Here is a 12,128-nt window from a genome sequence, read left to right as displayed (position 1 = left end):
CGGCTCCTTTCACGCCTGTTGGTTTTCCAGGGCCTGGTCCCGGATGCCTCGCAGCGCTGCCTTAAAGCAGTCCAAGGGCAGTTCTGCTGCACCTGCTCCGGCTTGACCGCCGGTTTTAAGGGCCGAACCGCCATGGCTGATCGGCAGAATATTATATCCCACCACTTTGCGGGCATCGATTCCCACCGGGAATCCACGGTAATCATCCCAAGGGATGGGGGCGAAGGTATGTTCACCCAGGCTGACAGCCCGAGCCTTCTCAGTACGGTCCTGCGCCTCGGCAAAGCTGGCTCCGGTAAATCGGGCATAGGCCGGCCCCGCAATGGAGGACATACCGCCCAAACCATAGACCTCCGTCACACAGCTGTCTCCCAGGTAGCCCAGCAGATCCTCCTTTGTTGTGGTGGGTTTGAGGAACATTCCTTCAATGACCGGCGCAGGAGCGGTATACCACCGGTTACCGGTGCCTGCCATCTGGATACCAAAAAGCACACCGTTGCCTCCCATCCCTGCCATCACAGTGGAAAGAGGCACCTTCTTGGCCTCGACGGTCAATGCTTCCACCCCTGCCATCATCACATGCAGGAAAAAGCGGTCGTTCTGTGCCAGGAACCGGATCATTTCATCCCGTTCCGGATGATCCACCGTCAAAAACGGTGGGATCAGCTGCAGCGCCAGATACATGGATGCCGCCGGTTGGCGGTTATGGTTTTCGTCCCCCATGCCGGCAGTCTTTGCCAGCACGTTGACGATGTCAATGCCGCCGGCAGCACGCACGGCCTGGCCCAATGCAGGGCCGAATTTGTCCCGCATCCAGCGCAAATCCCGTTCCACCTCGGCATCATACAACCCCCATCGCAAGGTCTTTGGATTGGGGCCGGGATGAATCGGCGCGTAACCCTCTCCGCCAAATACCGGGTCCCGTGCTACGATCACCGGCATGCTGGCCGATACCACCATGCAGGCGGCACATCCGCAAGCATGGTTTTGAGCCGGTTCAATGGTCAGGCGGCCGTCCAGAACCATGTTCCAGGCTTCTTCCGTTGTAGAGGCCAGTCCTTCATGGACGGCAGCACCGCAGATGGAAGTGCGGATGGGTGTGGTAATCTGCTCAAAAGGCAGGGGCGGTCCCGGGACCAGAATCGTCTGCGGCGTCATGCCAGGAATCACTTCCCCCGCCGGGCATACGTCCTGCCAAACAGGGCGGCCGTGCAGTAGGATATTCATCACCTTATTGTTGGCGTCATTTACTTTTTGTTCGATTGTCATAGATTTTCTTCCACTCCTTTGTTATCCAGCATCAAACGCAAAGCCTCCAGACGCTGGGTTATAACTCTGCGCACAAAAGGGTTATGTGTATCGGCATCGAATCCGTGGTAAGAGCCTTGGATGAGGTTTCTGCTCACCGGTACGCCCGCTTCCTCCAGCCTTTGGGCAAAAGCCAACGCCTCGTCCCGAAGGATATCAAACTCCTGAGGTTCGATATACACCGAAGGCAGGCCGCCCACGTCGGTGGCTCGCATAGGCACCAGGTAGGCTTCCAGTTCCCTCATGGCCGCAGGATCGGGCAGATAGGCCTGCCACATGAACCGTTCTGACCGCAGTGTCCAGGCAGCTCCATCGCAGCTACGGCGGGAAGGATAGCTTCCCCGCAGGTCGTCCAGCACCGGGTAAATCAGGCTTATTCCCCCGGGCCGGAGCAGACCGTGGTCCCGTGCGTACAATGCCACCCCCGCAGCCAAGGCGCCGCCGGCACTTTCGCCATAAAGCAAGGTTGTTCCCACAGGACCGAACCGGCCTTCATTCAGCGCAGCCCATGCGGCCAAACAGTCCCAGAAAGCCGCCGGAGCCCGGAAGTCGGGCAGCAGGCGATATTCCGGCAGCACCACCCGCGCCCCCAGCGCCGCCGCATACCTGGCAGCCAACCGCAGCGCAGCAGCCTGAACCGGCAGGAAAAAGGCACCGCCATGGCAGTAGAGCAATCCGACAGGGGACCTTTCCTCCCGGGGTTCCACCACATAACAAGGCAGGTCAGGGGCTCCGGGTACCGGGATCTCCTGCCGTCGTACCTGCACCCCCGGCGGCGGGGCAGCAGCCCACTCACGGGCTTCCCTTTGCAGATTGGAGGCGGTCATCCGTATCAGCGGAGCCAGCGCCGGATTGGAAAAGTCCACCTTATCCAGCGGGCCGGGACCTTTCAGTTCAGCGCGGTAGGCGAAGTGAGGCATATCAGACATCTCCTGTTCAGGCTTTTGGAATCTGGTTGAGCGCTGCGTTGAGCTGTTTGACCATAGCGGGAGTGACCGTCTTTCCCGCCTGTTTCAGCAATTTTTCCAAAGGCATTTGATCCATCTGGCGCCGCACCGCTTCGGGCAAGGTGACACTCCTGGCTACATCGCCATATCCGGCGGCAACCTTGGCCATCATTCGGGCCAGCAGTCCTGCACCGGCAGGGCTTTTCCGGATTTCCTCCATGGTGTCCAGAATGGAGTAATACCCTTCCCGCAGGACTTCGTCCGGGCGGTCGAACCAGTTGACCACCTCGCCACCCTCAACCCGGTAGGCGGGATTTGCCTGATCCACCTTGCGGACGGTAATCGAATCGGCAAGCTCGCCGCTGCGGGCCTCAATGGTATGCTCCCCGGTCAAGGGGACCTGGAAGATAAAAATCTTGTCCCCCTTCCTGGTTTCCAGCTCTCGGCCATCCACAAGCAAAGTGACACTGCTCTGATTGGAGTATACCTTAACCTCGGTAACGTCCTCCGGCCGGTCGATGTAACGCCGGCCGCACAGATGTACGAAAGGCTCTTTGCTCAGGTAGGCCTTGTAAATGTAGAACGCATCCTTTTTGGTGCGGCGGTCGAATGTTACCAGACCTTTCTGGTTCTGACCCGGTTTTCCGCCCTCATTGCGACCGTCAGCGGCAAAGTCAAACATATTCCAGCAATGCATAGCCCAGATGTAAGGGCGCTTTGACCACATGGCAAGCATGTGTTCGTGGTACAAGGCCTGGTAGGGTTCGCTCCAGTCGCCCTTTTCCGGGTGACCATTCTGGTAGGCAGGGTTGGCGTCAGCGCCGTACTCCGACAGCCCAATAACCTCCCGGGGATACTTTCGATGAAAGTCATCAAAGAATTGATCATTTTGTTCCAGCTCCCCCAGATACCAGCCATAATAGAGGTTATAGCTGCGGATATCTGTCACCCGTACAAAGGGGTCGTCCATATCCAGCATGAACGCGTGAGCCATCGTCGTAGGCCGGGTGGGATCCAGCCGGTGACAGAGATCGTTGAGTTCCTTGTGGTTTTCTACCATATTGGGGGTGACACCGCCGGAAGCAGTGATCTCGTTGGACAGTCCCCAGCAGACGATGGAAGGATGGTTGTAATTTTGTACGATGAGCTCCGTCATCTGGGAGATGGTATTTGCCCGACCATTCTCCATATGTTTTGTAATGTAAGGGATCTCCGCCCACACAATCATGCCGTACGTATCGCACAGGTCATAAAAGTGCTGCGCATGCTGATAGTGGGCCAACCGCACCGTATTGGCCCCCATCTCTCGCAAAAGAGCCATATCCTCATCGTGTTCCGCATCCGTCAGTGCGCTGCCAATCCTCTGGCGGTCCTGGTGCCGGGCAGCGCCGCACAGACGATACGGCCGACCGTTCAGTATAAATCCTTTTTCGGCATCAAACCCGATCGTCCGGCAGCCAAATTGAGCCGAAATGCTGTCCCCGCTGGAAAGGCTTGCGGTGAGCGTATAAAGATAAGGATCTTCCACGCCATCCCATAGATGGACATTTTCAATCACGAACACACTCTTGGCCAGTCCCGCCTCCACCGTCGCGCAGAAGGTCTGTCCTGCGCCGGAGAAGGTCACCGTCTCCCCTTCTGCGTTTTCCGCAAAGGCTTCCACCGTGATCCTGGCGCGGCGACAATGCAAGTCCACATCTGGCGTCACCTTCAGTGCAGTGCTGCCATGGTACCCCAGGGCAAAGTGAGCTTTGGGGACGGTAATAAAATGCACCGGACGGTAAATGCCTCCGTAGAAGGTAAAATCGGCCTTCTGGGGATATACGGTATCATTTTCGCTATTGTCCACCCTGACAGCCAGCAGATTTTCTCCATGCTGAAGCACCGGTGTCAAATTCACCCGAAAGGTGGAATAGCCGCCTGCATGGGTGGCCAGACTTTTGCCGTTGCAGAATACCTCTGCTGTCATGGCAATCCCTTCAAACTCTGCCCAAAGTTCCTCCGACCCGACCAGGACCGGGACCTCAAATTTCTTTACATACCAGCAGCTTCCCCGGTAGTAATCGTTGCCACCGTCGGTTCCATCTTCGGCGTTCCAGGTATGGGGTAAAACCACAGCGCTTCCATGGGCCAGTGTCAGTGCGGCACCAACATCCTGGCGCATGAAATACCAGCCAGTGGCCAGCGTTTCTTTTTTTCTCATATGTACATTCCTTTCCTGGCTAAATATCCTGTTTCCGGTGACGGCTCCGCGCCATGCCAGCTTTCTGCATTGTATTGTAGCAGGTCAAACAGGCTCTTTGATAGTTCTGGATTCGATATAATGTTTCTGCATTATACACAATAGAAGAATAAATGAAATTCAGAAACAAAAACAGGAGACTGGAAATATCCAGTCTCCTGTTTTTGTGTTACAGTAAACGTGTCGAAACCAAGGGCATCCGCCCCTGCATCACAGACGGATGTTGTTTTGGGATAGTCACATGCTGGCCATATTCCGGCGGTAGGCTGCCGGAGTCATTCCTAAACAGCGCTTAAACGTGTTGGAGAAAAAGCTACGGGACGCAAATCCTGTCTCTTCGGCAATCTCGGCAATATCTTTGTCCGTTGTTGCCAACAAGAGCTTCGCCCTCTCAATGCGAGCAAACTTGATGTAGTTTCCCACCGAGACCCCCGTTTCCTTTTTGAACCGGGTAGAGAGATAATACTTTGCATAGCCCATTCGAGCCGCTAAAGTTTCGATACTCAAAGGCTCCGCAACATGTAATTCAATGTAATCGCAGCAACTTTGCACCATATTGGAGTATTCGGGATTGTGCCGGCAGTTATGCACCCGGGTAATAAAATCCCGATACATCTGGTCTTTGATGTCCTGTACCTCGGCACTGCTCTTAGCCAAAAAGATACTTTTGATGTAAGCATCTCCCAGCGAGTAGCTCATGGTCGTGGAAAGTCCGCCTTCGATGGCGGCGCGGGTACACAAAGTAACGAAAGTGGTACAGGCGATCTGCATATTGCGAAGAGGGTCGTTGGTATACTGTCGTACCCGCGCGGTGTGTCCCGCAAGGGACATCGCCGAAACGCCCTCCACATCACCTTCCCGCACAGCGTTGAGCAGCGCCCGCTCCAACCGATAAACCTCCTTGCGGTCTTTGGGCTTGGTATGGATTTTCAGGTTGGAAAAATCGGCGGGCACCGCTTCCATTCCTTCCAGTGAATACTGGATTTCTCCCACCGTCACCCGATTCCCGGTAAGCAGGAAGTGCAGCATCAGTGCGTACTGACAGTAAAACTGTACCGATAGCGCCGGCAGGGACAGCAGTGTATCCGTCAAAGCCCGGTTCCACGGTTCCGAGTCGGAGAGATGGGCCTGGCGGACAAACCACTTTACCCCTTCGGTGCGCACCTCATTGGCGAAAAACGGTCCCAGCACATGCAGCGAGACGTCATCCGTTTCGCCGGCGTTCCGCTCCGCGATCCACCGCAGCAACGAGTTGCTGCCCAGAATCATGGGCAGACCCGACTCATTGTGCAGAGCCTCGTCCAGTGCCCCCGTTGCGCGAAAGACATCGTCCAGCATCTTCTCGGTCGGGCATGTGCTTTCCAGCAGATTTCCCTTGGCGTCGTATCGCCAGTATAAAAGCGGCTGGCTGCACGCGATCAGGTCAAGATACAAACGGATGCGTTCCTGCACGTCAGGCACCTCCCAAAAACGAAGCAATTTTTTATATTTATCAAACCATAGCCAAGGGATTTTGTCAAATCCACGGCGAATTACCAAAAAGGAGGAAATCATATGGCGCACTGGTGGCAGGATACCCCTTGGCGTATGGTACAGACCAACCTGCCTGAACGAGCCATGGCAGAGATGGATGCCGAAAGATTTGCCCGCAGTCTGGAAAGTTTCGGCGCAACAGTGGTCAATCTCAACGCAGCAGGCATCATCGCCAGCTACCCCACCAAACTGGATTTTCAGCCCAGAAGCCGGTATATCACTGGAAACAGCCTGCTGGAAATGGTGGACGCCTGCCACCGGCATGGCATCCGGGTCATTGCACGTACCGACTTTTCCCGCATCCGCCGGGATGTATATGAGCAGCATCCCGGCTGGGCCGCCCGTTTGGGAGACGGCAGTATCGTAGACTACCACGGTTACGTCAGCGTCTGCCCCAACAGCGACTACCAGAACGAAGCCATGTTCCAGGTGCTGGAAGAGTTGTTTACCACCCATCCTTTCGATGGGCTGTACTGCAATATGAGCAGCTTTTTCATCACCGATTACGATGGCAAGGTCCACGGTGTTTGCCAGTGTGAACGCTGCCGAACCCTGTACCAACAGGCCACCGGTCGTTCTCTTGCCCCCGGGCTTTCCTTGCGCGACCCAGCCATGGGCCCTTACATTGCTTTTCTGGCCCGCTGCGGCGCGCAGCATAAAGCAAAACTCACCTCTTTCTTGAAAAAGCTGAACCCTGAACTGGCCCTGGACGGAGTAGACTTTGCCCGCAGCGAGGTAAGCCTGGATTACGACTGCCCCAACTGGGTGTACAAAGCTTCCAGCAACGCCCGGATCGCCGCCGGGCCAGGTCGGACGCGTCCTAGCGATACCGCCAGTGTGGGATTTCTGGGCTTTCCCCACCGGTACATTGCTCCCCCGCCCGGTCTTATGGCTCTGCGCCAATGGCAGAGCCTGGCCAATTCCGGTTGTGTGAGCCTCTACCTCATGGGCACGCTGGACGCAGCCCGTGATACCGCCGGGCTGAAGGCCACCCGGGAAGTTTTTCGTTTCCATCAGCAGCACGCCGGCATTCTGACCGGCCTGCACAGCCTGGCCCGGACGGTGATACTCCATAGCGGCAGCTGGAAACGCATGAGTGCCGAGGAAATGGGCTGGGTACGCATCCTTACTGAAAGCCACATTCCTTTTGACGAGTTGCCCCTTTCAGAGCTGAAAGACACCTCTCTTTTGAACGGCAAAACGCTGGTCATCCTGCCGGACGCCCCCCGGCTGAGTGAGTCTCAGGCCGGTGCTCTGGACGCCTTTGTGCTGGCAGGCGGCACCCTGCTGATCACCGGGGCCACAGCCCAGGGACCAGGCAGTGCCCCTTTGACCTGCCTGGGCGGGGCAAAGGTGACCGAAACCCGTCAGGGACTGCGTTCTTCCATGTGGGAGATTCCCCCTGAACAGGCAGACGATTTTCCCAGCTGCCGCAGCACTCCATGGCTGGACCCCGGCCCGGAATTGTGGAAGGTACAGCCCGGCCCGGATACCCAGACCTGGCTGCATCTTGTTCCGGAAAGCCCTCTGGGCCCGCCGGAAGAATGCTGGGTAGGCGATGTGCGGGAGGAGATTCCCGGTCTGCTGCGCACCTTCTGCGGAAGCGGGCAAAGCCTTTGGCTGCCGTGGAAGGGAGCGGCCCTCTGCGAAACACTGGGCACCGAAAATCCCCTGCGATTCTTACAGGACGTTCTGTTTGAGCTCTGCGGTGCCGTGAGTGTAGCGCCCGACCTTTCCCCCATGGTGGAGGTCGTTCTGGCTGCCGGGCAGGGACGTACCGTGGTACAGCTGATCAACGCCGGAGGCTGCTGCGGCGCTGCCTGGCGAGATCCTGTGCCGGTACACGACATATCCCTGAAACTGCCTGATATGGTCTTTTCCTCGGTGCATACTCTGCGCGGCGGACAGGTCGTCTGCCGCACGACCGGGAAGGAACTGCTCCTCACGCTGGATCTTCTTCAGGACTATGAAGCAATCGTGTTCGAACAATCCACTTGAGCACGACGCAATAAAACCCGTATCAATATGAAGGAGGAACCCCATGGCTACTGAAACCGCTGCCCACAAAGGCGTTCTGGCAAACGCATTCAAGGGCAACATCTGGAATTCCCGCATCCGATCAGCCAACGTCCGTGCGAAAGAAATGTGGCTGGGCTATGTTTTCGGCCCCTTTGGCGTCATGCTGATGTACTCGGTCGTCAACAGCTACTACAACCAATACCTGACCGACATCATGGGCTTTACAGCTTCCCGCGGAGCATGGATTGCCATTTTCATGGTCATCTTCCCGGTGCTCACCAAGGTCATTGATGCCACCACCAATGTTCTCATGAGTCGCCTGATCGACTCCACTGTCTGCCGTCAGGGAAAACTGCGGCCCTGGTTTCTCCTTTCTTTGCCGATTCTGGTGGTCAGCATCCTGATGCTGTTCAGCGTGCCGGTTGCCAGCCCTCAGCTGCAGGCCGTGTGGATTTTCATCTCCTATAACCTGTTCTACTCGGTGGGCTACACCATGTGGAACATGGCCTATCAGCTTTCCGCCTCGCTGTCCAGCCGCAACACAGACCATCGCAAAAACAATTCCATGGCCGGCCAGATGGCCAAAAACCTGGGCGTGGGTATGATTTCCATCTTCTTCCCGCTGATCATGACCTCGGTGGGCGCCATGATGGGAGACAACTACCGCCAGAGTTACCTGGCCTGCATGGCCCTTGTCTGTTGCGTCACGGTGCCGCTGACCTTCCTGCAGTACTTCTATACCCGTGAACGCGTAACCGAGGAGCGCCGCAGCACCCATGCCGCTTTGAGTGAGACCCACACCGCTGTACCGGAGGCTCCCTTCGCCAAGCAAATCAAAGCCTGCCTTCAGAGCCGGTACTGGATTCTGCTGATTATCCTGATTCTGGTCTACCAGGTGTTCAACAATCTGCGCGACATGTCCCTGATCTACTATTCCGGCTGGGTTGTGCAGGGCAATGCCTACGGCCAGTACGCAGCCATCCAGGCAAAGTTCCAGATGATTGCCATGTCCCCCATGGGCCCCGGCATCATCCTGCTGATTCCTCTCGTCAAAAAGCTGGGCCGCCGCAGAAGCATCTGGGTCTGCTCCATCTTCTCCATCGTCGGTTCCACTGTGGCCCTGCTCAACGCCGGTCACACCCTGCCTGTCTACGCCGGCACCGCTGTCATGTGCATCGGCAACCTGGCCTTCGTTTACACCTATCTTTCCTTCCTGGGCGACACCATCGATCATGTGGAATGGAAAACTGGCATCCGCTGTGACGGCGCTACCGGTGCCCTGGTTGGTTTTGTGACTGCCGCTTCTGCAGGTATCGGCCAGGGATTGTTCAACTTGGGCCTGATGCTCACTGGCTACGCCACCCCCGAAAAGATTGGCGAATCCGCCGAGGGCATCGCTCTGTACGCGGATCAGCCTGCCGCCGCCACCGCCTGGATCAACTTTTCCTATCAGGGCAGTTTGCTGCTGGTGGGGGTGCTGGCTTTCATCCTCTTCCGTTTCTTCTTTGACATTGAGGACAAGATGGATACTATTACCCATGATCTGCAGGAGCGCCATCGTGCCGAATGCGAGGCCAAGGGCATCGAGTACATCCCCTCCTATGAGCTGGAGCGCCGTGAGCAGGAAGAACTCCGTCGCAAGGCAGAGGAAGTCCGCATTCGGGAACTGAAAGAATATTGCGCCCGTACCGGCAAGGACTTCGACACACTGAACAACAAGGTTCTGGCACGCCGGGCCAAAAAGCAGGCAAAGAAAGACGCCAAAAAAGCCAAACAACAAGCGGGCAAGCGATAATTTTTCTTGTCCCTATTGCTGTAAGCCTATCACAAACAAAAGGAGTGTATCATTTATGAAAATCGGTTTGATTGGTCTGGGAATCATGGGCAAGCCCATGGCAAAAAACATGCTCAAGGCAGGCTACACCGACCTGCTGGTCAGCGATCTGAACCAGGCTGCCGTGGATGAAGTGGTGGCCGCCGGAGCCAAAGCCGCCACCAACGCCGAGATTGGCGAAAACTGCGATGTTGTGCTGACCATGCTTCCCAACTCTCCCCAGGTGAAAGCGGTCATGCTGGGTGAAGACGGTGTTGCCGCCCATATGCGTCCCGGCACCACCTTCATCGACATGAGCTCCATCAACCCGGTCGCTTCTCAGGAGATTGCCGCTGTACTGGCCGAAAAGAACATTGAAATGCTGGACGCCCCCGTTTCCGGCGGTGAACCCAAGGCCATCGACGGCACCCTCTCTTTCATGGTTGGCGGCAAGCAGGATGTCTTTGACGCCTACAAGCCCTTGCTGGAGACCATGGGTGCCAGCGTGGTTCGCTGCGGTGCTGTGGGTGCCGGCAATACCACTAAGCTGGCCAACCAAATCATTGTGGCCTGCAACATTCAAGCCCTGGCCGAGGCTTTGACCCTGGCTCAGAAGGCCGGTGTGGATCCGCAGCTGGTTTTTGAAGCCATTCGCGGTGGTCTGGCTGGTTCCACCGTTATGAACGCCAAGGCCCCCATGATGATTGCCGGCAACGACAAGCCCGGCTTCAAGATTGATCTTCACATCAAGGACCTGAACAACGCTCTGGACTGCGCACACACCGTGGGGGCTCCCCTGCCCATGACCGCCGGTGTGCAGGAAATCCTGCAATGGCTCCACAACAACGGTAAGGGTCAGGCCGACCACAGCGCCATCGCCCAGTATTACGAGAAATTGACCGGCATCGCTATCGGCCGCTGACCGTCATTTCTCTCTCATCGAGTCACCGCCCCAGGGCGGTGACCCGACTTTGCAAGGGCCCTACCGAGGGTTCCTGATAGCCGAAAGGAGTCCGGATATGCCCAAGATCCATAAGGTCGTCGCGACCGTCTGGTATAACAAAGAAGATATGCACGCCCTGCGACAGGTATTTCCCGATGCGCAGTTCGTCTATGTAAACTTTTTCGACAAGCAGAAACTGACCGAGGAAGTCCGGGATGCCGACGTCGCCATTCTCATGGGAGATGTGGACCCTTGTCTTTTGGGAGAAAACACCCTGCAATGGATTCACTGCGACCACGCGGGGCTGAACGGTTCCGCCAGGCCCGAGGTGTTCGCCCGAGGAATCCCGGTCACCGGCGCGGCCGGGCGCAGCGCCCCTGTGCTGGCCGAACATTGCATCTATTTTATGCTGCAAAGTTGCTATCACACCAAAGAACTGCTGGCCGCCCAAGCCAAGGGTCAGTGGGGCGTGCCGGGCATGAATACCTGGCGCGGGCTGTACGGCCGCACGGCAGGCATCGTCGGCTTGGGCAACAATGGCCGAATGTTGGCCGAACGGCTGCATGCCTTTGGCATGAAGCTGATTGGTTACGACAAGTTTCCCATCCGGGGACTGGACTACCTGGACCAGAAGCTCTGTGCCAACGAAGGCGACTCACTGGATCCTTTGCTGGAACAGTCTGATTTCGTGATCCTGACCCTGGCCCTCACCGACGAGACCTACCACATAATCAACCGGGATACGCTGACCAAGATGAAACCGGGTACCTTCCTGGTGAATATTGCCCGAGGAGGCACTGTGTGCACGGATGACCTGGTAGAAGCTCTGGAAAACGGTCATTTGGGCGGCGCAGGGCTGGATGTGTTCGAAACGCAGCCCCTTCCCCCGGACCATCCGCTGTGGCGTATGCAGAATGTTTACATCACGCCCCACTCCACCCCTCAGGTACCCCACCGTGCTGGTCGCAGTATCGAGATTATCCGGGAAAATGCCCGCCGCTTTGAGGCCGGGGAACCCTTGCGCAACCTGATGACGCCTGCCGACGCCATCAGCGTTGACAAAGCGGAAAGCGGCTGGTCCCGCCTGATGCACGTCGATGCAGGCAAGCAGAAAATCGATGTGAAAATGCTGGAAAAGTTCTTGGGCAAACGGGACTGGACCGATCCTTCTGAGTGGCTATAATTCGTAGCAAATGGCTCCCTACAGGGAAATCCTTGTAAGGGGGCCATTTGCTATTTATGCAGCGGTTTCTAGTCTTCTAAAATCCAGTAAAGTTCGATTTCCGTTTTGGCAAAGTATATTGTAGAATTTGCTCTGGTTTG

General features: G+C 56.6%; 8 protein-coding genes. 4 read left to right on the top strand and 4 right to left on the bottom strand.

Annotated features, from left to right (window positions below; genetic code table 11):
- Positions 1 to 9: 9 nt before the first annotated feature.
- From TQ39_RS13150 to TQ39_RS13135, 4 genes are all read right to left on the bottom strand, one after another.
- Positions 10 to 1,269, bottom strand: a complete 1,260-nt coding sequence (locus TQ39_RS13150) for a YlbE family protein (RefSeq protein ID WP_050005851.1) — start codon at positions 1,267 to 1,269, stop codon at positions 10 to 12.
- Entirely contained in the window at positions 1,266 to 2,228 is a 963-nt protein-coding gene (locus TQ39_RS13145; RefSeq protein ID WP_050005850.1) for an alpha/beta hydrolase fold domain-containing protein, read from the bottom strand. The genes TQ39_RS13150 and TQ39_RS13145 overlap by 4 nt, the downstream gene beginning before the upstream one ends.
- A 16-nt stretch (positions 2,229 to 2,244) precedes the next feature.
- The gene (locus tag TQ39_RS13140) at positions 2,245 to 4,458 is read right to left on the bottom strand and encodes a glycoside hydrolase family 2 protein (protein ID WP_050005849.1); all 2,214 of its coding nucleotides are present in this window, start codon (positions 4,456 to 4,458) and stop codon (positions 2,245 to 2,247) included.
- 276 nt (positions 4,459 to 4,734) lie between these two features.
- Entirely contained in the window at positions 4,735 to 5,949 is a 1,215-nt protein-coding gene (locus tag TQ39_RS13135) for a helix-turn-helix domain-containing protein (protein WP_167541537.1), read from the bottom strand.
- Between the two features lie 102 nt (positions 5,950 to 6,051).
- Between TQ39_RS13135 and TQ39_RS13130 the strand changes: the two genes are divergently transcribed.
- From TQ39_RS13130 to TQ39_RS13115, 4 genes are all read left to right on the top strand, one after another.
- A complete protein-coding gene (locus tag TQ39_RS13130; RefSeq protein WP_050005847.1) occupies positions 6,052 to 8,028 on the top strand; it encodes an alpha-amylase family protein in 1,977 nt (658 codons plus the stop codon).
- Positions 8,029 to 8,071: 43 nt separating this feature from the next.
- Positions 8,072 to 9,844, top strand: a complete 1,773-nt coding sequence (locus tag TQ39_RS13125; protein ID WP_050005846.1) for an MFS transporter — start codon at positions 8,072 to 8,074, stop codon at positions 9,842 to 9,844.
- A 28-nt stretch (positions 9,845 to 9,872) separates the two neighbouring features.
- Positions 9,873 to 10,784 carry a 2-hydroxy-3-oxopropionate reductase gene (gene garR, locus TQ39_RS13120; RefSeq protein ID WP_276325256.1) on the top strand — a complete coding sequence of 304 codons (912 nt, stop codon included), beginning with the start codon at positions 9,873 to 9,875 and terminating at the stop codon, positions 10,782 to 10,784.
- A gap of 97 nt (positions 10,785 to 10,881) precedes the next feature.
- Positions 10,882 to 11,988: a D-2-hydroxyacid dehydrogenase gene (locus tag TQ39_RS13115; protein WP_050005844.1), complete on the top strand. Its 1,107-nt coding sequence runs from the start codon at positions 10,882 to 10,884 to the stop codon at positions 11,986 to 11,988.
- Positions 11,989 to 12,128 lie beyond the last annotated feature (140 nt).

The organism is Ruthenibacterium lactatiformans, assembly GCF_000949455.1.
In the GTDB taxonomy this organism is placed as follows: Bacteria; Bacillota; Clostridia; order Oscillospirales; family Ruminococcaceae; genus Ruthenibacterium; species Ruthenibacterium lactatiformans.
This window is presented reverse-complemented; position numbering and strand designations above follow the sequence as displayed.